The following is a 22,621-nucleotide window of genomic DNA, read 5'->3' on the forward strand; positions in this document are numbered from 1 at the left end:
CAGCAAAACAGCGATTCTCATGTTGATAGAGAATCGCTGTTTTTTTGTTGGCTGCTTACTTCAACATGCCGCCGTCAGTATCGTCATCGGTATCGCCATCGCCATCGGTATCACTATAAGTACCAGTATAAGTACCACTATAAGTACCACTATAAGTACCACCTAGTACTTACGGACCCTAATGACGTTATTTGCTCGTTTTTTGCCTTTGAAGCAGTCTTTCGGACTCCACTGACACTATTTCATATGAAGAGGCTTATATTGTGTGTTTTTCGTGACAATAGCTGCTATGGGGTCCGTTAGCATCCCAAATGTGGATTAATGCTGCATTTAAGGTCATCTGTGTCCGATAGCGTCTTCGTACAAGCTAAATGTTTATTGGATCAACGAAGAAAAGAAAGGAGTGCCGCAAAATGCTTCCGGATTTATACCCGCAGACTCTAATTTAGGTTTGGTTTGTTGCAACTGTTCCCAAACTCGCTTTCTTCATTTCGATCAGTATTTCTTCCAAGAAATTCTCTGGTACTTGAATTTTCTTCGTCGTAACTAGCTTGGCTACCTACAAAACGATTTCTTGCTGCTCCTAGACCGACAATAAAGAGTAAAACCGAAGCGCCAAGCAGTATGAAAAGTGGCAGGTTCCAACTATTTGTCGTGTCATGCAAATATCCTATAAGGGCAGGACCAATTGCGGCAAGCAGATATCCGATCGATTGCGCCATACCAGACAGTTCCGCTGCTTGATGCGCACTTTTAGTACGTAAACCGAAAAACATCATGGACAAGCTAAAGGCGCAGCCTCCACCAATTCCGAGTATGATAATCCACAACAGAATGATATTGGAGCTTCCGTAAAGCAGTCCGAGCGTTCCCGTCAAAAGCAAAATGGTTGTGATGAACACTAACGAACGTTGATTTGACATTCGCCCTGCAATAACGGGGACAATAAAGGTAAATGGAAGCAGCGCTAACTGCATTATTGAGAGGTACCATCCTGATTGGCTTGAGTCAATGCCTTGCTGTTTTAAAATTTCAGGCAACCATGCGATTAGCACATAGAAAATCATGGACTGCATCCCCATAAACAAGGTTACTTGCCAGGCAAGAGGGGAACGCCAAACATTCACATCATTGCCGGCCATCTGTTGACTCGTCGAGGCTGTTTGCTTCGTATGCTTTCTTAATTGAGGCAACCAGCAGAGGATCGATATAAAGCTTAGGATCGCCCAAATTCCCAATGCACCCTGCCATTTTAAACCTGCGTTTGCAGCTAGCGGTACACTGATTCCCGAGGCGATCGCTCCAGATAAACTCATTGAAATTGCAAATACACCAGTCATGGCACCGATTTTATTAGGGAAATCGCGTTTGATTAAACTTGGCATTAATACATTACAAACGGCAATTGCAAATCCAAGAATTGCAGTTCCAATATACAGATTTGCAGCCCCAGATAAAGAACGTATTACAATACCAACAGTCAAAAAGATCAGGGCAAACAAAATTAAAAGTTCTACTCCATACCTACGTCCTAGTTTTGGTACTAGAGGCGATAATAAAGCAAAGGTAAGTAAAGGTACCGTTGTTATCAGGCCTGCTAAAGTATTGGAAATATGAACGTCACCCCTTATGAGACCCACTAAAGGACCGACCGAGGTTAAGGGAGCACGTAAATTTGCGGCAATAATAATAATGCCGAGTAGTAGCAGCCCTAAAGATGATGTTACAAATTTTTTATTCGGCATTCTTCATTTTCCCTCCCAGAATTAATGCGTACTAATATCCGCGCGGACAATGAAAGTATAGTATAATATATTTAATTTAACAATAAGTATTTCAAAGTTTACTTTTGTTGAGATAGTTCTATAACTTGAAATGCTTATATTAGTTAAAAAAAATACAACTCAGAGTATCCATATAGAATGGAATACTGAGTTGCATTTTATAGGTGAAATTTTCGACTTTTAGAAACCATATTTTAAGGAGATATGGAGCACTGTTTCGCTATTTGTATGATTGGTATAAGAGTGAGGGCGATCTGCACGAAAACTGATCGTATCATATTGATTCAATGTGTACATTTCTCCATCGACTCGAATTTCAATGGAACCAGTCATTACTGTCGCAATTTCAGTTGTATTCACATGATGACCTTCAGGGTGATACGAACTATTTGGCTGTAAGTAAGCCCGACACATTTCAATATCGTTGCTTACGTTTTTAAAGACGGGTTCAATGATCCAATTCTTTTGATCATTAGAAAACCGGAGACCTTCACCTGCTCGATACAGACTAACAGGGTCTTCAGATTTGAACAAAGCTAATAGGGGCAAAGATATGCCTTTTGAAATTTTCCATATTATCGCCAAAGTTGGATTTGTCTCGCCACGTTCGATATTCCCCAGAGTAAGTTTGCTTACGCCTGTTAATTCCGCTAAGTCATCTAAGCTCATGTTTTTTTCTTTTCTGTACTTTTTCAAGGCACCGCCGATTTGTAGTACCAGTTGTTTTGATTCATCGATTTCATCCATTTCAAATTCACCTCAATAAATAACTTTATAGCTAGTATATTGTTTATTTTGACTCTTTTCCATACGATTAGGATTAGAGGGTGGATAACACACGCAGCTAAACAAAATCTGACGTCTATGTAACGAACCTGCCCGTAGGTTTATCACCGTCCCCGGTTTAATCCTTTATTTTTGAAAAAGGAAGGATACCAATGGGGTGAGCGCAGAGGAGGCTATATTTGTAGTTGATCATCCAATGAATGACGTACAAGCGAGCCGTAACGCAGGGCTGCAAGGCATTTGGAAACGTAATGAGCATATACCTCTTCAAGTGGACGCAGACGGGGTAATAGATGATTGTGGGGATTTGTGGAAGTTAATTCGCTCGCTATAGTAAAATAATCTGATATTGACCATCTAAAAAAGGTAGAGCGCTTTCAGGACAAAAAAAGACCGCTTACAAAGTAAGCGGCTACAGTTCACAATAAATTGGAACCGTTAAGTATTGGATAGGAGTGGAGAGAAACCATACTGTACTTTTATTATATGTATACGTTTACATTTTGTCAACAGTTTTTAAAAATTGATAAATGTGTTATTTTTAAAGCCGGAATCTATGTCAGAAATCCAATGTCGGGTCTTGTTGGCGAGAGGACCTATCTTAAGTCTATTAATGTCATCCTATGAGAATATGTGGTACAATAGAGCAGGTATGTTTCTAGATTCGTTTCTATATTTATTTAAAATTAGAAGTATGCCTTATTTCTTTTTGTCTTCTTCATATACATCATGCCTTAATTATCGGGTAGTTGAATATACATAGGTGTATTTCATAAAAAAACTAAAAATTTGCAGTAACACCGCAACTTTTAAAGCCCAAACCGGTATAATAAGTACGGACCGGATGGGAAAAGACGTGCAAGGGCGAGGAGGGCCAATCTCACCATGACGGATTCCCAGTTGATCCAGCAAATCAAACAAGGAAACACAGAATTATATTCAGAATTAATGCGTCGTTATCAACGTAAAATACTAGCATTTGTATATCATATGCTTAGAAATTCACATATGGAGCTTATCGCAGAGGACCTTTGTTCGGAGACCTTCTACAAGGCATTTCGTAGCTTGCATTCCTTTCGAGAGGTAGATGCTTCATTCTCAACATGGCTGTACACTATCGCCCGCAACACTGTGCTAAGTGAGCTTCGCAAGAACCGTGCCGGTAATGTATCTCTGGAAGAGAGTGGATATACACCAGTAGCACCGTTTGAAGTTGCACCCGAGCAGGCTGCATTGCGCAATGAACGGATGAATTTGGTCCGTGAGGCGATAAATAATCTTCCCGAAAAACAACGCTCTGCACTTATCCTACGTGAATATGATCAAATGGACTATCAAGAAATCGCAGAAATTTTAGATCAGAGTGTAAGCTCAGTGAAATCATTATTGTTTCGTGCCAGGAGTAGTGTGAAGCTTCAACTCGAATCCTATTTCAATGAGCCTGAAGTTGAAGAGCAGGTTGAGAGGGTGTAAGGCGAATGAATTGCAGGGAAGCGCAAGAATGTATTCCGCTCTTGTGGGACGCTCCCCCCACACATCCTAGGCGGATTTTACTTGAAAGACATATTGAAACTTGTCCTTACTGCGCTGCAGAATGGGCTCTATGGCAAGAGAGCAGCCTGCTTATGCAAGATTTGAGGGAAGAGATCAGTGAAGAGCGTGCTGAAGCCATAAATGTTAAAGTCATGGAGCGGATTTATTTAGAGAGTCCATGGTTGATGCCCGGTGACGGGAAATCTGCTGGGACCTCTGCTATTGTTCGCCATCGGCTTAGCTTATGGATCGCATGCTTTCTGGCAATATTTCTGTCCAGCGTTCTTTATTTTACGATGTTCAGAACTCCAGGTGATGCAGTTGTTGCTCAGAGTGGAATTGTGGAGACAGGTGTCGCTGGATCCTCGATGGAATGGCAATCAACGTATCCAATCTTGGGCTCTGAAGGTGGGATCATTGAACCCCTTGTTGTAAGTATGGGACCCACTCATCCTCAATACTGGATGATGTTATCGATGTTAGGTGTAGGCTTTGCAGTATTTTCATTAACTAGGCTGAATCGTTATCGCCGATCATAGAGGGTTATTAGACGTATGTCTTTGCTTCCGTTGTTTATAATATTCAGAACATTGAAGGAGTCCCTTTACTTAATGTAATGAGGGGCTTTTTGCATTGTAAAACTCATAAAAAGAAGACTTTTTATTTCATCCATGTTACATTAAGAGACAAATACTTTGCTGAAAAGGGGGAGGCAACATGCTAATCGGCTTGATACGCCATGGATTGACGGACTGGAACGCGATAGGGAAAATACAGGGACAAAGTGATATTCCACTTAATGATGAAGGACGGATGCAAGCTGCAATGCTTGCTGACCGCTTATTACAGGAACCGTACAGCTGGGACTACTGCGTTACTAGTAATCTTTCCCGCGCTGCTGAGACCGGTAAGATTATTGCTGACAAGTTAGGAATTCCGCTATTAGAACCTGATCAGCGTATCCGGGAACGTGCTTATGGGCAGGTAGAAGGGCTTACTGCCGCAGAACGTGAAGAGAAGTGGGGTAAGGAATGGAGCCAGCTCTCCCTCGGTCAAGAAACCGACGAACAGCTTCAGGCTCGGGCTCTTGCTTTTATGGAAGATATTTCTGCACTGCATCCCAATCGGAATATACTCGTCATATCCCATGGAGGATTTCTTGCTCAGCTGTATACTGCTCTTTACAAGGATAAGTATTCTGAACGAATTGGCAATCTATCCTTGACGATTCTGGAGAAGAAAGAGCGGGAATGGAATCCTATTTTATATAATTGTACTCGCCATATCCTGCAAAATCAGCATTAACCCGGGCTTCGGGTTATTTTTTTTGCAATAAAGGGAATAAAATAGGCAGTATTCCCCATAATGGTAGTAAAACGGTGAGGCGATAAAACATGAATCTGGCGGATATGCTTACTTATGCAGATATTGGACAGCTGACCGCCATAGCGGGCCGCTACCGGTGTGAATGCAAACAGAATTCCAAACACGACTTGATCCAAAGTATTTTGATTATGCTTGGAAGCAGAAGTTTTATGGAGTCTCATATCCGGGAATGCGCTCCGGAGGATTTACGGTTTTTGAATACATTGCTTTTTGATGAACGCACCTACTTTAGTCTTGAGGATTTGTTGGCCGTGGCAAGGCAAGCGTCCTTTGATGCACCTGAAGGGAAAACTGGAGGTTTCCGGGAGATGGTCTCTCGTTTCAAAAGTGGAGGCTGGCTTTTTAGTGGTTCCTCACAGCAGACCAGATATTTGTACCAGGTACCCAAGGATTTAAAAGAACGTTTTCGGGAGACGATGAGTGCACATATCAAAGAGAGCATCGCAACTAGCCCTGAACCTGTTATGTATCGCAGTGAAGGAGAATTAATGATCAGTGATCTGGTAATGCTGCTGAGATATATTAAGGACAATGAGCCAGAACTGAATCAGGAAGGGGCAATGTATAGGCGGTACCAGCAAGGTGTGATGAACGCGCTTCATATTCCGGAGGAGCTTCTTAGCAAAGGCGGTTGGAGATTTGGTTATGGGAGAGCTTGTGAGCATTATCCTCCAAGATTTGCGCTTTTGTATGACTATATTCGTCACCGCCGCTGGATCTCTGAGGAAGGCTTCCGGCTAAGGCTTACTGCGACCGGTGAGGCTGTGTTAAACGATGGAAAATGTGATTCGTTGATGCAGATATTCTCTTTTTGGTTAAGACTATATAAAGGGGCTGTGCCAAATCTACCTTCACTTGTGTATTGGATAAGCATCAGCGCCAGTAATTGGGTGACAGTACCTTCTTTAGTGGATGGTGTGGGGTGGCTAATTAAACCGTTTTATTATGACAGTGCTGCTTCTATTCTAGAGCAACGAATAATACGGATGATGGTGCACCTAGGGATGCTTAAATTGGGCGAGACTTCTGGTGGACTCGCTGTGATGATGACGCCATGGGGGATAGAGACAGCCGTACCTAAGTATCTTCGGTAGAGGTGCGCATGCGAAAAGGCTTATGGGGATTACATACGCAGATGTAGGAATCCGTTAATGCTGCTGATGGGTACAATAGAAGAAGTATTGAGCGTAATGGGCAAATATGTAGAACGAAGACAGGATTGATGAATATGCTTTAGTAGGTGCCGCTTCTCTTGAAACCGAAAACATAATCATCTTGATGGATATCAAAATATCAAATAACAAGAAAAAAGGATCTCTTAAACAGCGGAGGTGTATCGAATGGACAAAATGAAGGCTACGTATGAAGTGATGCTAGGACTTGCGGCAGAAATGGTGTGGGATGAAGCGCTGCGAAAGCGTCGCTCCGACATCTTGCACCGTGAGATTGACACGGCGCTGGCTACCGGAGATGAGATGGCTTTCCGAAATCTTACTGAGGAACTTAAAAGTTTGGCATAAAGAAATGCGCTTAGCGCATTTCTTTTTTTGCTTATAATCTACTCACTTTGCTTAAACGAACGAAAATAAAAAATCTAAATCTGGACGTTCATCCTCCTCCTTCAATATAATGGGTTCTATAACTTCAGGAAGATCTGCGAAAGATCAAAAAGATTAACAATTATACATAGGGAGATGAATGGAAATGAAATTCAGCGATTTTGAAGTGGACACTTGGGAAGAAAATCGAAAATTCTATGATACATGTCTCATACCTTTTACAGGATTAACTGGACTTGAGAGTCCTCCTGAGACCGTTCAGGCACTCGAAAGATTACGTAATTTCATGGATATGGTGGAAATACCGTTCAAGGGGCGGATCGTGACTTACCCAGCCATTCAGTATGCTGGAGAGGGTTATGTGAATTTAATTAATGAGATTTGCCAAAAAGTCAAATCCAGTGGTTTCCAGCATGTTGTGGTGTTGACAGCGGATGTACCTCTCCAAGGAAGCCAAATCTATGAAAGCGATTTAGTTCTCTCTCTGCCTATCATTGAGGCTTCTCCAGAAGGGGAGAATAACAGTGGAATTAGTATCAAAATTCAAGAGATGTGGCGGAGATGAACTCCTTATAAATGTGACAGAAAATCAACAATTACAGGTTGAAACCGCTTTTTAGCCTGTCACAAATTAGACAATATTCTTGACGGGTTTTGGAGCCTAAGCTATTATTAGGTTGAATCCAAATGGTATGTGATGTATTTCATTGAAAAGATTTGAAAACGGATTATTTATATTGAGACATCTCTGATCGGACACCACAGATACTTTCTTATATCTTGAGAAGGGGGTTATATAACAGTATGAGCAGCCATAATGAACAACAGGAGACATGGCCTGAACAACCACCCAGCCGTAAAGAGATGTCGCGCAGGCAATTTTTGACCTACACGCTTGGTGGCGCCACTGCTTTTATGGGGGCGGGTACAATTCTTCCAATGGTCCGTTTTGTCGTAGATCCGATATTACATAAGAAGGGTGCTGGAGATTTTATCAAGGTTGCTGAGATAAGCAAAATCACCGAAGAGCCCCAGGAATTTACTTTTGAATTGAAACAGAAGGACGGATGGTACGACAGTACAGCGACACTCACTGCGTGGATCCGGAAAGACGCGAAGGGTGATATTTATGCGCTTTCACCGATTTGTAAACATTTGGGATGTACGGTCGGGTGGAACAACAATAAAGCTCATCCGGACGAATATCACTGCCCTTGCCATGGTGCACGTTATACAAAGCTTGGCAAAAATCTCGAGGTTGCTCCTAAGCCGCTTGATCAGTATAAAACGAAATTCGATAACGGGTGGGTGCTTTTGGGAGACATTGTGCCAAATACAGTAGCTCGTGAGGAGGCGTAGTTCTGATGTTTAAAAATGTCTATAACTGGATTGACGAACGTCTGGATGTTACGCCAATTTGGAGAGACGTGGCCGATCACGAGGTTCCTGAGCATGTTAATCCGGCCCATCATTTCTCTGCGTTCGTGTATTGCTTTGGCGGACTGACCTTTTTTATTACAGTCATTCAGATTTTATCAGGTATGTTCTTAACGATGTATTATGTTCCGGACATTATTAATGCTTATGCTAGTGTTGAGTATTTACAGACAAGTGTTGCATTTGGACAGATTGTCCGCGGGATGCATCACTGGGGTGCAAGTCTAGTAATTGTTATGATGTTCCTTCATACGATGCGCGTCTTCTTTACAGGCTCTTACAAAGCGCCGCGTGAGATGAACTGGGTAGTTGGAATGCTGATTTTCTTCGTAATGTTGGGACTTGGTTTAACAGGTTACTTGTTGCCTTGGGATAATAAAGCTTATTTCGCAACAAAGGTAACTCTTGAAATAGCCAATTCTGTTCCAGTAATGGGGCCGGTGCTGAAGGAACTGATGCAAGGCGGAACGATTGTTGGCGCCGAAACCTTAACTCGGTTTTTCGCACTACATGTATTCTTCCTCCCAGCGGTGCTTCTTAGTCTGCTCGTAGGACACTTTATTATGATCCGCAGACAAGGGATTTCCGGGCCGTTGTAAGTTAATCTGAGAGAGGAGGAATACGGATGGCGCATGGAAACAATTCTAAGGAAAAGGTTGTATATGTCGGTGATTCCAGAGTTCGCAAAGGGAACGGATTTATCACACCTCCGGACTACACGGCTTACCCCGGCAAATCGGAAGCCTTTATCCCTAACTTTCTATTGAAGGAATGGATGGTCGGAGTCGTTGTACTTGTAGGAATATTAGTACTTACTATTTCAGAGCCAGCTCCGCTAGGGTTTCCAGCAAATGCTAGTGCTACGGTTATCCCGATTCCTGACTGGTATTTCTTGTTTCTCTATCAGTATTTGAAGCTCCCTTATGCTTCGGGCGATTATATCGTTCTGGGTACACTAGGAGTTACTGGTGTGGCTTTTGGTTCACTTCTGTTGGCTCCTTTTCTGGATACGGGTAGAGAGCGTCGCTTTTACCGTAGGCCGATTGCTTCATCTTTGATGTTCTTGTCCCTAGCAGCAATTGTTTATTTGACCAATACAGCCTGGACTGAATATAAACATGAAATGGCTGAAACGGGTCAGATTCCTGAAGATGTTCAACGGGAAGAAAAGGCGGCGGAGAACAGGGCAAAAGGTCTTCCAACCTCCAGCGCCGTTAAGGCAAAAGAAGTAGCAATTGTGGACAAGGATGATCCAGCTATGGGGCTCTACAAACAAGCCACTTGTATCACCTGTCACGCAGCGGATTTGAAAGGGGCAGGCGGACCTTCGCTTCGCGGAGTTGGGGACACTCATGACAAAGAAGCAATCCTTACTATTATAAAAGAGGGTCAAGGGCAGATGCCAAAAATGTACGATACCGCGTTGGGAGCAGGTCTGTCAGAAGCGGATATCGATACTTTGGCCGGCTGGCTTGCCAAACAAAAAAGCGAACAGTAAAATAATGATAACGCAACCTGATCGTGCATGCGGTCAGGTTTTTGTATGTCTAAATGTAAAGTGCCACTACTTGGGGAGGTTAATAATCTGTATGCCAGTTCATTGGTTTAACAAACTGTTTAAGAACCGGGGAATTATTTGGTTGTTATTTATCGTAAATTTCCTGGGCACAATTTATGGCTACATATGGTATGGCAATCAACTGGAGTTCACTGCGGCTAATTATCCACACTGGCTGCTTCCATTTGTTCCGGATAGCCCAACCGCAAGTTTGTTTTTTACCTTAGCTCTGTTGCTGATGCTCTTCCCTCCAAAAAGCTACACAGGAAACAATGTAAGGGAACTTATTGAGGCTTTGGCGGTCGTTACGTCAGTGAAGTACGGGATATGGGCAGTGAGCATTATTTTTGCCGGGGGTTATCACGGTGATGTTTTGGTTTGGAAAGATTGGATGCTGGTAATCTCCCATACGGGGATGGCAGTTGAAGCGTTGATTTATGCAAGGTTTTTTTCTTTCCGCAAAATGATTCCATTAGCCTTACTATGGACACTCGCCAACGATATGCTGGATTATTCTTACGGAATCTATCCGTGGTTACCTTCTGTTTTGAACGATTATGTAATTCAGGTACAGTACTTTACTATGGCGCTTACGCTGCTTAGTGTTGCAGCTGCTTGGTTGTTTAGTAGAAGACAAAGACCGGTAGAGTCAATCTATCAGTTCAAGAATAGACGTTAGTAAGCAGTTCTATCCCTTGTCCCCCTGCCATACATTTAGAATTATAAGAAGTATAAGTTTTATACTATACTTTATCCTTATAATTTTACGAGAAACGAATATCGTCTTTAAAAGACGACAACGTCGTTTCTTCTTGGGTAGGAGGGGAGTTTCATGCTCCGCGGGAGATATTATGTAGTGGTTGTGCTAGTATTCTGCTGGCTACTGACCAGTATGGATGTTGTAAAGGCTTCAGCAGTGCTAGGGGATGATGGCGAAGGGTCTGGCAATGCTTCGAAGCAAAGCGCCGACGTTAGTTCGGGTAACGGTTTGGCAGTAATGAGCGGAAAGACTGGAGCACAGCAGCTGGAACAAGCCGCTGAGGCGTTGTATGGGTATGTTTTGGAAGGGGATGTAATGAAGGTCCGACAGGAGACCGAAGCGATCTCCAAGATCTTTGTGTCCACATCCTTTGAGGGAATGACCTCTGTGGAGGGGATTAATGCGTTGTCAGGGGCCATTATGGACCTGAAGGCTACAGTGGCAGGCGCGAAAATAAATCCACAGCAATGGGAAGCGGCAGCCGCCAAGCTACGTCTAGCTGCCAACAGTCTTAATCATCCGCGTCAGCCTATCTGGCTTCAGTACTACAAGCTGATTCGTGAGGATCTAAATGCGATGGAGCAAAGTGCGGTTGCAAATGATTTGGCGGGCTGGAAAACAGCTCTGGAAAGACTGCAGGGCAGGTATGATAACATCCGTCCGGCAGTGATTGTCTCCCGCCAGCCTGAAGTTGTGAGTGCTTTTGATTCTTGGCTCTCATATGCGGCCGGCATTCCTTCGTCCTCACAAAAAGTTGAACGTGCCCGCCTGCTTGAAATTGTATCTTATGGTCAGGATGCGGTAAGAGTGATGTTCGGAAAAGAGAAGGATGAACCCGCATTGTCCTTGCCGCTGACATCGCAAGAATTTGGGATTTGGGGAGGGTTAGCAGCAAGCTTCATTATAGCTGCGTTAGCCTATGTAGCTTATCGCAAGTACCGTGGTCAGAATCAGAATTGGAAGCCGATTCCGTAGGGTGAAATTATAAACAGCAAAAAGGAGTGTGGGCTTGAAATGGCCTACACTCCTTTTTATTTAGGTTTCTCGAAAGCCTTCTCCATGTACGTCGTGTACATCGCTAATAATTACGAAGGCGCGTGGATCAACGGATTTGACCAGCAGACTTAGCCGGCGAATTTCTTGCCTTGAGACTACACAGTACACCATATATTTAGCTTGCTTGGAATAAGCACCAATGGCAGGGATGAGGGTTACACCACGATCCATTTCCGCTGTAATCAGATCGGCAATTTGCGGTGCATCATCACTGATAATTGTAAATGCCTTGGCAGCATAGGCACCTTCTTGGATAAAATCTATAACTCGTGATGAGATGAAAACTGCGACAAGTGTGTAAAGTATTTTTTCTTTAGGAATGTAGAGGATGGAAGAGCCAATAATAATAATGTCGATGGCCAAAATAATCTGCCCCATGCTCCAGCCAAAATTCCGTCCCAGAATTCTTGCGACAATATCAACACCACCTGTTGTACCCCCAAAACGGAATACTAGCCCAAGCCCCGTTCCAAGCGTTACTCCTGCGTAAAGTGCCGCAAGAATAAAGTCGTGTTCGGTACTGAAGGGGATAATCCATCCCGCAGTAATCATTCGTTCGAAAACCCACAGGAAAAAGGTCAACGCCCCGATCCCTACACCTGTATACACAATTTGCCGCCCGCCTAGGACTTTCCAGCCCAGCAGAAACAAAGGAAGGTTGATCAGCAGTGTGGATAAAAAGATGGGAATACTAAAGGCATAATTAAGGAGAAGTGTGATCCCGGTTACGCCGCCTTCCATCAACTGATTTGGAATGATGAAATACAGTAGCCCGAAGGCATATACTGCGGCTCCGAGCAAGATGGGAGCGACTGTCTTGCTGATTGTAATTACCTTTTTTGAATTCATGAAATCCCTCGTTAGGCCTTTTGTAGGCAGTTTTTCTTTTCCTATAATAACTATACCTTTTCTTGCGTGTGTTAAAATATTCAAAAAAGATTGTCTTCAAAACGTCTTTACGATAACATAGGGGCAAACAGAAGGCAAGATATACAGAGGGGGAGAAGTTACATTTTATGGACAAAAGTCTTGGTGACATACAGCGTGAAGTAGACGCTTATATATCGCAGTTTAAGGAAGGGTACTTCAGTCCACTCTCTATGCTGGCCCGCATGTCCGAGGAAGTCGGAGAACTGGCTAGAGAGGTCAATCATGAGTTCGGTGAGAAGCCTAAGAAGTCTGATGAAGCTGAGAATTCCATTGAACTTGAACTGGGAGATATTCTGTTTATTACCGTTTGTTTTGCAAATTCTCTCGGGATAGACCTGACGGAAGCGCATAATAAGGTAATGCATAAATTTAATACCCGTGATGCGGGACGTTGGACACCGAAAGACACCGATTAGGCCTCTATAACATATGCTGTACCAAACGAACGGGATTTAGCCGTGAGGATGGTGAGTATATGGATCATAAGGATTATGTAAGAGAGGCTTACCGCTCGATATTGCGCAGTGACTTTGCCGAAGCTATTGTTTGCTTCGAGTCTGCAATTGCGGCAAGCCCTGCTGATGCCGAGGTTAGATATCGTTGTTCCATAACGTATGCCCGCAGTGGTATGCTAGATAAAGCTTTAGTTCATGCTCAGGCTGCTGTAAAGCTGGACACCAGCAAACCTGAGTATAGTCTGCATCTGCAGCATTTGCAGGCTATGATGCATGTACAGGAAGCCAAACGGTTGATAGAAGATGAAGACAACAAAACTCGCAACCCTTATCATCCGATTACACTGCTCAAAGAGGCGATTACCCTTGATCCATTATATGGGGATGCTTATGTATGGCTTGCTATCGCGCATAGTCGAGTGAATGAACATTTACAGGCTATGACTGCCTTAAAAGAAGTGATTTCGTTACATCCGGATGATTCTGGCTTGCGGGAATTGATGAGAGACCTTCAGAAATCCATACAATCGTATATGCAATAACTATATAACTAGTGAGAGCGAGGATGGAAAAAATATGAATAACAAGATCAGGGTCGTTGTATCCGGCGCAGGCGGAAGAATGGGTAAAGAGGTTGTTAAACTTGTATTGCAGGACGAAGAGCTGGAGTTAGCAGCAGCAGTAGATCGTTCTTCGGGCGATATTGATGCAGGGCGTCTGGTAGGTCTGGAAGACTCAGGCGTTATTGTAACTTCTGATCTTGAGGCCGCCCTCGCGGGAAGCAACGGAGATGTCCTTGTGGATTTCACTACACCACAGTCAGCGTATACGAATACAGCGCTAGCTATTAAGTACGGAGTGCGTCCGGTTATCGGTACAACCGGATTCACACCGGAGCAGATGGTGGAACTGGACAAGCAGTGTCAAGAACAGGGGATAGGCGGACTTATTGCTCCGAATTTCTCCATTGGGGCTATTCTATTGATGAAATTTGCGGCGCAAGCTTCAAAGTACTTCCCGCATCTGGAAATTATAGAGTATCATGGTGACCAGAAACTGGATGCTCCATCTGGAACTGCGGTCAAAACCGCAGAGATGATTTCGGAAGTTCGTGAGGAACTTCGTCAAGGTAATCCTAAAGAGGAAGAAACCATTGAAGGTGCCCGTGGTGGTTACTATAACGGATTCCGGATACATAGTGTCCGTCTTCCTGGTGTGTTTGCTCAAGAAGAAGTGATTTTTGGCGGATTCGGACAATCCTTGAAGATTCGCCATGATTCTTATGAGCGTGCGGGATATATGCCAGGCGTTAAGATGGGTATTGAAAAGGTAATGGGATATACAGGCTTGATCTATGGATTCGAGCACTTTATAGAATAGACAGGAGAGAACACCATGTTAAAGATCGCATTTATTGCCCACGATCGTAAAAAAGATGAAATCGTAAATTTTGTATTAGCTTATGAACATGTATTTGAAGGTCATGAACTTTTTTCTACAGGGACTACTGGCCAACGGATTATGGATGTAACTAACTTAGAAATTCATCGTTACATGTCTGGTCCATTAGGTGGAGATCAGCAAATCGGTGCAATGGTAGCACAGGATGAACTGGATCTTATTATTTTCATGCGTGATCCATTAATGGCGCAGCCACATGAACCTGATATTTCAGCTCTACTTCGTCTATGTGACGTATACGGGATACCAGTAGCTACGAATATTGCCACAGCGGAGGTTCTTGTGAAGGCGATTGATCGTGGTGATTTTGCTTGGCGTGCACTGGTTCATAAATACAAACCAGGTGTTGATGAATGAAGCTGGACATTCTTGTATTTGGTGCGCATGCAGATGATGCGGAGATCGGTATGGCAGGAACAATTGCAAAACATACCGCTGCGGGACTTAAGGTGGGACTTTGCGATTTAACAGCCGCGGAAATGTCATCGAACGGTACAGTAGAACTTCGCAAGCAAGAAGCGCAGCAAGCTGCAGACCTTCTCGGAGCATCCGTGCGGACAAACCTGGGTCTGCCAGATAGAGGGCTTTTTATTACAGCAGAGCATGTGGCGGCTGTGACTGCTGAAATTCGCCGCTTTTCTCCTACGATAGTTTTTGCTCCTTATTGGGAGGATCGTCATCCCGATCATATCGCCTGTAGCAAGCTGGTGGAAGAGGCTGTTTTTAATGCCAAGCTACGTAAATATATGCCGGACAAGCCGGCAATTCCTGCTCCACAGCTGTACTTCTATTTTATCAATGATTTAGGACGTACCGATCTTATTGTTGATGTTACTGAGCAATATGGCTTGAAGGAGCAGGCGTTGTCCTGCTATCGCTCCCAGTTCACCAAACCTCCGGGTGAGGATGCTGTATCCACACCGTTAACGGAAGGCTACATTGAACGAGTCCGTTCGAGAGATATGCTGCTTGGCCAGCGCAGGCTGATTCCTTATGCAGAAGGGTTTGCAACGAAGGTACCTCATACGGTGGAATTGTTTACTTAAGGAACGGATATAACGAAGTTTGTATGATAATATAATAAGCTGATTATGATTGATCCAGGAGTGCTTGGAATTAATACGCCATTGCGCTCCTGAGAGCTTTTTTTGAACAGCTTAGAGAAATGAAGTCCTGTGATTTTGAAAGAAACGGTGTTCGCTTCGCTTTTTTGAAAGCGGCCGACAAACAATAGATGATTCATTAGACGAATCAATACTGGAGAAGAAGGAGACAGGAAGATGGATCGTATGCTGAAAATAGGAATTACCTGTTATCCGTCTCTTGGCGGTTCAGGCGTAGTTGCGACTGAATTAGGTAAACTCTTGGCCGAGAAGGGTCATGAAGTTCATTTTATTACACATAGTATCCCGTTCCGGTTGGGAACGTTTCAGAAAAATATTTTTTACCATGAGGTAGAAGTAAACGATTATTATGTATTCCGCTATCCCCCGTACGATCTAGCGCTTGCTACGAAGATGGCTCAGGTTGCCAAAATGCAAAATCTGGATCTTCTCCATGTTCACTATGCAGTGCCACACGCAGTGTGTGCTTTCCTTGCAAAGCAAATGCTTGGGAACGATATGAAGGTTGTAACGACTTTGCATGGCACGGATATAACGGTGCTTGGTCAGGATGAATCGCTTAAAGATTTGATTCGCCTGGGGATTAATGAAAGTGATGCCGTTACGGCGGTCTCTCAGGATCTTATTAGAGAAACAAGGGATGTCCTCGATATTACCCGCGACATTGATCTCACTTATAACTTCGTGGATCATCGGGTCTATTATCCGCGTGATGTAACGGATCTGCGGGGAGATTTCGCAGCGCCTGATGAGAAGATTCTGATGCATATCAGTAATTTCCGTCCTGTAAAAAGAGTCAGCGATGTTGTTGACGTTTTTGCCAAAGTGAATCGTGAACTGCCTTCCCGCCTGCTGCTTGTAGGGGAAGGTCCGGATCTTCCCAAAATTCAAGCCAAAATTAGCGAAATGGGTCTGGAAGATAAAGTTCGTTTTCTGGGAAGGCAGGATGAAATCGCTCAGGTGATCTCTTTAGCTGATCTGCTTCTGCTTCCTTCCGAGAAGGAAAGCTTTGGTCTGGTTGCTCTGGAAGCAATGGCTTGCGGCGTACCGACGATTGGCTCGCAAACCGGAGGCATTCCTGAGCTTATAGAGCATGGAAAGACTGGATTCCTTGCACCGATTGGCGATACAACGGCTATGGCTAAATATGCAGTTAAGCTCCTGTCGGATGAACGTATGGTGCAACAGTTCAGAGAAGCTTGTTTACAAACAGCCTGCAAAGATTTCTGTAAGGATTCGATAACGAAACAATATGAAGATATTTATTACCGGGTGCTGGGGCGCAAGGTACTTGGACTGGACCCAGTTCGGGGGTAAGGAGTCACATATGGAATGGACAATGGCACCTTCTGCGATGGCAATTGCAGCGGAGATTGTAATTTCCGAGTTAACCCAAAATGGCCACGAGGCTTATTGGGTTGGAGGATGTATTCGCGATGAGCTATTAGGTAGGCCAGTGCACGATATGGATATTACAACCTCAGCACTGCCGGAGGAAGTGATAGCTATCTTTGCGCGCAGTGTGCCAACAGGATTAGCTCATGGTACGGTCACCGTGATACAGGATGGTTGCGGGTTTGAAGTGACGACATACCGGACAGAAAGTGGTTATGTAGACCATCGTCGTCCTGAACATGTTTTTTTCGTGAACGATGTGAAGGAGGATCTTCGTCGTCGTGATTTCACGATCAACGCGATTTGCTGTGGATTAAATGGGGAACTTATTGATCCATTCGCAGGTGAGAAGGATCTACAGCTACAGGTGATTCGCTGTGTAGGCGATGCGGAGGAGCGGTTTGACGAAGATGCGCTTCGCATGCTTCGCTGCATTCGTTTTGCATCGGTGCTGGATTTCTCCATCGCGAAGAACACGTGGAGGGGCCTGATGCGCCAGCGGGATAAGCTGGCGCATATTGCTGTGGAGCGTGTCCGCGCGGAGCTGGACCGCATCGTCGAGGGGCCGCATCCTCTGCGCGGCCTAGGCATGCTAGCGCGCTGCGAGCTGCTGGCGCGCGGCAAAGCCCCGTTCCCCTGGACCGGAACCGATATGGCGGCTGCTGCCGCCTTAACGGCCGGGATCGGGGAACTGGAGAGCGCCCGCCTGCGGTGGGCGCTTCTCCTCCATGCCCTGAAGCAGTCGGCCCAAGAGGCCGATGTGCTGCTGCGGGCATGGACGTTCTCGGGGACGACGCGGAGCGGCGTCGTCCAGGTGCTGCGGGTCCGCGAAGCTTGGACCGCTGCGCTAGAGGCCATGCCGCCGGATATGGGCGGCATGGAAGGTCTGCGGCGGCAATGGATCGCCGCTGTGCTGGCCTTCGGCGTGGAAGCCGCCGAAGGGTGGCTTTCGCTGCTGGCGATACTGCCAGCAGCCGCACCTACTCTTCCCACTGCTGCTTCTTCTGTCTTTTCCGTCGTGGAATCGTCAGAGGCCTCAACCTCACCTGCCGCTGTAAATGTACAAGCGGCAAGAGAATGGATCGCGCAAATGCCGCTAACCAGCCTTTCGGAGCTTGAGATTACAGGCAATGAGCTGCTGGAGTCTTTGGACAAACGTCCGGGGCCATGGCTCGGCAAAATGTTAAATGGACTCCTGCAAGCGGTCGCTTCAGGTGATTTACCTAATGATAAACAATTATTGCTGCTTGAAGCAAAAAGGATGGATGGACATGAGCGATGATAAAGCGCTGTCGCTAACTGAGCTGAAGCGAGAGACCTCCGCTTCGAATTGGATAGGCAACGTTCAGTTGCTGGAATCTGTGGTGTCCACACAAGAAGAAGCTAAGTTTTTAGCGGAAAACGGCGCGCCGGAAGGAACAACCGTCATCGCAGAAGAACAGACGGGTGCCCGAGGCCGAATGGGAAGAAAGTGGTTCTCTCCCCGTGGCAAGGGCATTTGGATGAGTATTGTGTTACGGCCCCAATTACCCTTGTCGGAGACTCCGCAGCTGACATTGCTGGCTGGAGTTGCCGTCTGCAAGGCAATTCGACGGGTGACCGGTGTAGATGCCGGCATCAAATGGCCGAATGATCTGCTCGCAGGCGGTCGTAAGATTTGTGGGATTTTACTCGAATCTTCTCTAAGAGAAGGGGAGCTTCATTATTGCATTGCTGGAATTGGCATTTCCGCGAACATGACAGAGGAAGATTATCCTGATCATCTGCAGGAGGTCGCCACTTCACTTCGGATTGAGCGGGGGGGTGCTCCAGTTGACCGTTCTGAGCTGGTAAGGGCGGTTTTGGACGAACTGGATATGCATTACAATCTGTACATGAAGCAAGGTTTTAAACCTATAAAGGAGCTTTGGGAGTCCATGTCTGTGACTTTGGGGCGCCAGATCGCACTGAACAGCCCTCAGGGGCGTTCTGAAGGTGTGGTAGTGGGTTTGGATGAAATAGGTGGTCTACTGCTTAAAAACAGCTCAGGAGAGATCTCTAACGTATGCTCAGGTGAAATTGAACTTTTATAAGATTTATTTATATGACAGGGGTATCATCCCTTGTCATATTTTTTTCGTGTAATTCCGCGCTCTTTTTGATATACTATGGGTCGGAGGCGGTATCGTTTATCGAACTGTACTCTTGAATTGTAGAACTTTTTATATTTTTTATTACTGAAAGTACCTTCATAACTGCGTTTGACGGTTACGTTGGATTCTGCTCTGAGCCGTAAGGACCGAGACAGAAGGGACGATCGCAAGTGACTCTTTTTTGCCCTTCGGACCTTTTTAGCAAATGATTGCTAAAAGGTTTTTTTGTTGCGATTTTTACGGGCAGGTTACTTAAAAAAGGAGGACGAAAAGAGAAATGGCAAACAAACAAGCACTAAATATTGTAAAAATGAAAAAAATGAAAGCAGAAGGTGTGCCACTGAGCATGCTGACCGCTTATGATTATCCATCTGCAGTTCTTGCAGAAGAAGCAGGTATCGACCTTATTTTGGTTGGTGACTCTCTTGGGAATGTAGTCCTTGGATACAATACAACTTTACCGGTAACGATTGAAGATATGGTGTACCATACCCGCTCGGTAACTCGAGGAGCACAAAGTACATTTATCGTGGCTGATATGCCATTTATGACGTATCACGGGAGTATAGATGAAACCCTGCGGGGTGTGCGCAGATTGATGCAGGAAGGGCGGGCTCATGCCGTCAAAATGGAAGGTGGACTTGAGATTTGTGAGACTGTAGCTACGGTTGTGGCTGCGGGAGTCCCTGTGCTGGGACACATCGGGCTTACTCCTCAATCCGTGAATATGATTGGTGGCTACCGGATTCAAGGCAAAGACGCCAAGGATGCCCAACGCCTGATGGATGAAGCTAAGGCGCTTGAGGCAGCAGGTGCTTTTGCAATCGTTTTGGAGCTGGTAACGGAAGAAGTAGCCCAGGCAATCTCTGAAGCGCTTAGCATCCCAACCATTGGGATTGGTGCAGGCCGTTACTGTGATGGACAGGTATTGGTTTTCCATGATTTGCTGCGTTATGCCTCACCTTATCGTGAGAAACGTTTTGTCAAAACCTATGCGGATGTGGGTAATGTGATCCGTGAGGGCATAAGCCAGTATGTGAAGGAAGTGAAGGAACGTTCCTTCCCAGATGAAGGCCACGTTTTTAATGCAGATGAAACAGTCTTGGAATCTTTATATGGCGCTGCCAGAAAGGAAGGGAAATAAATGAGAGTCGTCAGAAGCATTGAGCAGCTGCGCGAAGCTTTGGAGTATATGAGACAAGGCGGGCACGCCCCGATTGGGTTCGTTCCTACGATGGGATACTTGCATGACGGACATGCCAGTCTGCTTCGCCGGGCTGGAGAAATGAGCAACACAGTGGTAATGAGCATTTTTGTGAATCCTTTGCAATTCGGGCCAAACGAGGATTATGATTCCTATCCGCGTGACGAGCGTCGTGATTTGGAACTCGCTGAACGTGAGGGAGTAGATATTGTATTTATCCCCAGTGTGGAAGAAATGTATCCGCAGCCTACTCGGACTACTGTCTCGGTATCGGAGCTTACTACCCGGCTATGTGGGGCTTCCCGCCCTGGGCATTTTGATGGTGTAACCACAGTGGTTAATAAATTCTTCAATATTGTACAGCCGGATTATGCTTTCTTTGGGCTGAAGGATGCTCAACAAGTTGCTGTCCTTCGCCGAATGGTGTCCGATCTTAATATGAATGTCGAAATTATCCCTTGTCCGATCGTTCGTGAAGGGGATGGACTTGCGCTCAGCTCACGTAACGTATTCTTGTCTCCAGAGGAGCGTAGTCAGGCATTGGTGTTATCTCGTTCCTTACGTGAAGCACGTCAGTCTATTGAAGAAGGAAAAGTAAGAACCGTTGCTGAAGTGCGGGAATTGTTGACATCGGTTATTTCCAGCTCTCCTCTAGCGGTGATTGATTATGCGGAGATCCTAACATTCCCTGATCTTGAAGGATTAGAGGATGAAGCTCTTTTATCAGAAGTGGATGGGGAAATTATTATAGCGCTTGCCGTGAAGTTTGGCAGAACACGCTTGATTGATAATAATGTATTTATTCCAAAGGAGGTTGCTGCACTTGTTTAGACATATGATGAAATCCAAAATTCACCGCGCAACAGTAACGGAAGCGAATTTAAACTATGTGGGCAGTATTACCATTGATGAGAGCTTGATGGAAGCCGCGGACATTCTTGAGAATGAAAAAGTTCAAATTGTGGATAACAATAATGGTTCGCGACTGGAGACCTATGTAATCCCTGGACCGCGTGGAAGCGGAGTGATCTGTCTTAATGGTGCCGCAGCTCGTCTTGTTCAGCCGGGCGATACAGTAATTATCATTTCGTATGCGATGTTGTCCTCGGAAGAACTGGAGTCACATAAGCCAACGGTGGTATTCGTGGATGAGAATAACAAACCAGTGAAGCTGGCTGATCATGAATTGCATGCTACAATCGCTTAATGTATGGACTTACGCCATGTAATGAATGGCAGGGATGAAAGACCCCGATCTCGCAGAAAATGAAGTCAGGCAAGCTGAACTGATTTCATCTTCAGTAAGGGGGGATAGCCCATGTTTCAACATTTGTTTGCTGAAATGAACAAGGTGCTTCAGGAGATCATAACAGATTACCCTACAGCGGAGGGTGCCCGCCGGAACGAGCTTTTATGCAATTATAATATGCTGCATAGACTGAGCGATAAAGTGATGGATGAATGGCTCGCTTTTGCTGAGAAGCTAAGTCACTTTCGCGAAAGTGCGGATTTTACAGCAGTGGTCGAAGAGGAAGTGCCGGAACAGGAAGCACCAGAGCTGTGTATGGATTCCTTTGTAAGAGGTCAGGGATATTATAAGCTGCTGATGTATGGAAAGTGTATTGATCAGTTTAAAGAAGTTATTGCGCAATACCCGGATAGCTTGGCTGCTCGATTATATTTAGCCATCTCTTATCTGCAGGAAGGTGACGGTGAAGCCGCTTGGAGTCATCTGAACCATATGCTGGGCTTGATACGGGAGACCAAGCTGAAAGCCATGGTATATAATGCTTTAGGCTGCATACGAGCCTCACAGGAACGTTTTAATGAAGCGCAGGAATTGTTTGACCTTGCCTTGCAGCATGACCCGGCGCTTCCGGAGCCAAACGTTAACTTAGAGGTATGCCGCCGTCGTGGAGGGAAGCTGCATTTTGGAAATCAGCTGGTTTCCCTTTTGTAAAAGAATAACGGTTTTGGAAATTTCTATTCAAGCGATGCATCCCCTGAACCAGTGGTGTGCATCGCCTTTTTTCGCAACTTCTGTTATGCTGATTAAGAGTC

General features: G+C 45.1%; 27 protein-coding genes. 24 read left to right on the forward strand and 3 right to left on the reverse strand.

Annotation, left to right across the window (positions count from 1 at the left end):
- Nucleotides 1-440 precede the first annotated feature (440 nt).
- Together NST45_RS06865 and NST45_RS06870 are read right to left on the reverse strand one after the other, a co-directional pair.
- A complete protein-coding gene (locus tag NST45_RS06865) occupies nt 441-1,745 on the reverse strand; it encodes an MFS transporter (RefSeq protein WP_339825223.1) in 1,305 nt (434 codons plus the stop codon).
- A 219-nt stretch (nt 1,746-1,964) separates the two neighbouring features.
- Nucleotides 1,965-2,531 carry an XRE family transcriptional regulator gene (locus NST45_RS06870; protein ID WP_038572428.1) on the reverse strand — a complete coding sequence of 189 codons (567 nt, stop codon included), beginning with the start codon at nt 2,529-2,531 and terminating at the stop codon, nt 1,965-1,967.
- Between the two features lie 196 nt (nt 2,532-2,727).
- Between NST45_RS06870 and NST45_RS06875 the strand changes: the two genes are divergently transcribed.
- The 12 genes from NST45_RS06875 (at nt 2,728) to NST45_RS06930 (ending at nt 11,778) form a co-directional block, all read left to right on the forward strand.
- Nucleotides 2,728-2,904, forward strand: coding sequence for a hypothetical protein (locus tag NST45_RS06875; RefSeq protein ID WP_179087736.1), 177 nt, complete (start codon nt 2,728-2,730; stop codon nt 2,902-2,904).
- A gap of 551 nt (nt 2,905-3,455) precedes the next feature.
- Nucleotides 3,456-4,043 carry a sigma-70 family RNA polymerase sigma factor gene (locus NST45_RS06880; RefSeq protein WP_036676255.1) on the forward strand — a complete coding sequence of 196 codons (588 nt, stop codon included), beginning with the start codon at nt 3,456-3,458 and terminating at the stop codon, nt 4,041-4,043.
- Between the two features lie 152 nt (nt 4,044-4,195).
- Nucleotides 4,196-4,642 (forward strand): hypothetical protein, encoded by a 447-nt coding sequence (locus NST45_RS06885; RefSeq protein WP_051490909.1) that lies wholly within the window; start codon nt 4,196-4,198, stop codon nt 4,640-4,642.
- A gap of 178 nt (nt 4,643-4,820) precedes the next feature.
- The gene (locus NST45_RS06890) at nt 4,821-5,408 is read left to right on the forward strand and encodes a histidine phosphatase family protein (protein WP_036676257.1); all 588 of its coding nucleotides are present in this window, start codon (nt 4,821-4,823) and stop codon (nt 5,406-5,408) included.
- An 89-nt stretch (nt 5,409-5,497) separates the two neighbouring features.
- Nucleotides 5,498-6,583: a hypothetical protein gene (locus NST45_RS06895; protein ID WP_036676259.1), complete on the forward strand. Its 1,086-nt coding sequence runs from the start codon at nt 5,498-5,500 to the stop codon at nt 6,581-6,583.
- Nucleotides 6,584-6,829: 246 nt separating this feature from the next.
- Nucleotides 6,830-7,009 carry an IDEAL domain-containing protein gene (locus NST45_RS06900; protein WP_036676261.1) on the forward strand — a complete coding sequence of 60 codons (180 nt, stop codon included), beginning with the start codon at nt 6,830-6,832 and terminating at the stop codon, nt 7,007-7,009.
- Nucleotides 7,010-7,193: 184 nt separating this feature from the next.
- Nucleotides 7,194-7,613, forward strand: coding sequence for a DUF2487 family protein (locus tag NST45_RS06905; protein ID WP_339825225.1), 420 nt, complete (start codon nt 7,194-7,196; stop codon nt 7,611-7,613).
- A gap of 239 nt (nt 7,614-7,852) precedes the next feature.
- Entirely contained in the window at nt 7,853-8,407 is a 555-nt protein-coding gene (locus NST45_RS06910; protein ID WP_036676264.1) for a ubiquinol-cytochrome c reductase iron-sulfur subunit, read from the forward strand.
- 5 nt (nt 8,408-8,412) lie between these two features.
- A complete protein-coding gene (locus NST45_RS06915) occupies nt 8,413-9,084 on the forward strand; it encodes a cytochrome b6 (protein WP_036676266.1) in 672 nt (223 codons plus the stop codon).
- Nucleotides 9,085-9,110: 26 nt separating this feature from the next.
- Nucleotides 9,111-9,983 (forward strand): menaquinol-cytochrome c reductase cytochrome b/c subunit, encoded by an 873-nt coding sequence (locus tag NST45_RS06920; RefSeq protein WP_036676267.1) that lies wholly within the window; start codon nt 9,111-9,113, stop codon nt 9,981-9,983.
- A gap of 91 nt (nt 9,984-10,074) precedes the next feature.
- A complete protein-coding gene (locus tag NST45_RS06925) occupies nt 10,075-10,722 on the forward strand; it encodes a DUF1405 domain-containing protein (RefSeq protein WP_051490910.1) in 648 nt (215 codons plus the stop codon).
- Between the two features lie 153 nt (nt 10,723-10,875).
- Complete coding sequence (locus NST45_RS06930) at nt 10,876-11,778, forward strand: sporulation protein YpjB (RefSeq protein ID WP_076223058.1); 903 nt, start codon at nt 10,876-10,878, stop codon at nt 11,776-11,778.
- A 60-nt stretch (nt 11,779-11,838) separates the two neighbouring features.
- Here NST45_RS06930 and NST45_RS06935 read toward each other — a convergent pair whose 3' ends face one another.
- A complete protein-coding gene (locus tag NST45_RS06935; protein WP_036676270.1) occupies nt 11,839-12,708 on the reverse strand; it encodes a YitT family protein in 870 nt (289 codons plus the stop codon).
- A gap of 167 nt (nt 12,709-12,875) precedes the next feature.
- Between NST45_RS06935 and NST45_RS06940 the strand changes: the two genes are divergently transcribed.
- From NST45_RS06940 to NST45_RS06995, 12 genes are all read left to right on the forward strand, one after another.
- Nucleotides 12,876-13,205, forward strand: coding sequence for a nucleotide pyrophosphohydrolase (locus NST45_RS06940; RefSeq protein WP_036676271.1), 330 nt, complete (start codon nt 12,876-12,878; stop codon nt 13,203-13,205).
- A gap of 59 nt (nt 13,206-13,264) precedes the next feature.
- Nucleotides 13,265-13,786: a tetratricopeptide repeat protein gene (locus NST45_RS06945; protein ID WP_036676272.1), complete on the forward strand. Its 522-nt coding sequence runs from the start codon at nt 13,265-13,267 to the stop codon at nt 13,784-13,786.
- Between the two features lie 34 nt (nt 13,787-13,820).
- Nucleotides 13,821-14,624 carry a 4-hydroxy-tetrahydrodipicolinate reductase gene (gene dapB, locus NST45_RS06950; protein WP_036676273.1) on the forward strand — a complete coding sequence of 268 codons (804 nt, stop codon included), beginning with the start codon at nt 13,821-13,823 and terminating at the stop codon, nt 14,622-14,624.
- A gap of 15 nt (nt 14,625-14,639) precedes the next feature.
- Entirely contained in the window at nt 14,640-15,062 is a 423-nt protein-coding gene (gene mgsA / locus NST45_RS06955; protein WP_339825228.1) for a methylglyoxal synthase, read from the forward strand.
- Complete coding sequence (bshB1, locus tag NST45_RS06960) at nt 15,059-15,751, forward strand: bacillithiol biosynthesis deacetylase BshB1 (protein ID WP_038572419.1); 693 nt, start codon at nt 15,059-15,061, stop codon at nt 15,749-15,751. Before mgsA ends, bshB1 begins: the two co-directional genes overlap by 4 nt.
- A 234-nt stretch (nt 15,752-15,985) precedes the next feature.
- On the forward strand, nt 15,986-17,146 hold the full coding sequence (gene bshA / locus NST45_RS06965) for an N-acetyl-alpha-D-glucosaminyl L-malate synthase BshA (RefSeq protein WP_036676278.1): 1,161 nt from the start codon (nt 15,986-15,988) through the stop codon (nt 17,144-17,146).
- 10 nt (nt 17,147-17,156) lie between these two features.
- Complete coding sequence (locus NST45_RS06970) at nt 17,157-18,506, forward strand: CCA tRNA nucleotidyltransferase (protein WP_339825231.1); 1,350 nt, start codon at nt 17,157-17,159, stop codon at nt 18,504-18,506.
- Nucleotides 18,496-19,296: a biotin--[acetyl-CoA-carboxylase] ligase gene (locus tag NST45_RS06975; RefSeq protein ID WP_051490911.1), complete on the forward strand. Its 801-nt coding sequence runs from the start codon at nt 18,496-18,498 to the stop codon at nt 19,294-19,296. The genes NST45_RS06970 and NST45_RS06975 overlap by 11 nt, the downstream gene beginning before the upstream one ends.
- 337 nt (nt 19,297-19,633) lie before the next feature.
- Nucleotides 19,634-20,500, forward strand: coding sequence for a 3-methyl-2-oxobutanoate hydroxymethyltransferase (panB, locus tag NST45_RS06980; protein WP_036676283.1), 867 nt, complete (start codon nt 19,634-19,636; stop codon nt 20,498-20,500).
- Entirely contained in the window at nt 20,501-21,391 is an 891-nt protein-coding gene (panC, locus tag NST45_RS06985; protein ID WP_038572414.1) for a pantoate--beta-alanine ligase, read from the forward strand.
- Nucleotides 21,384-21,767 carry an aspartate 1-decarboxylase gene (panD, locus tag NST45_RS06990; protein WP_036676288.1) on the forward strand — a complete coding sequence of 128 codons (384 nt, stop codon included), beginning with the start codon at nt 21,384-21,386 and terminating at the stop codon, nt 21,765-21,767. The genes panC and panD overlap by 8 nt, the downstream gene beginning before the upstream one ends.
- A gap of 111 nt (nt 21,768-21,878) precedes the next feature.
- On the forward strand, nt 21,879-22,520 hold the full coding sequence (locus tag NST45_RS06995) for a hypothetical protein (protein ID WP_076101460.1): 642 nt from the start codon (nt 21,879-21,881) through the stop codon (nt 22,518-22,520).
- The last annotated feature ends 101 nt before the right edge of the window (nt 22,521-22,621 follow it).

The sequence above is a fragment of the Paenibacillus sp. FSL R7-0163 genome (assembly GCF_037969975.1).
GTDB lineage: Bacteria > Bacillota > Bacilli > Paenibacillales > Paenibacillaceae > Paenibacillus_AQ > Paenibacillus_AQ odorifer.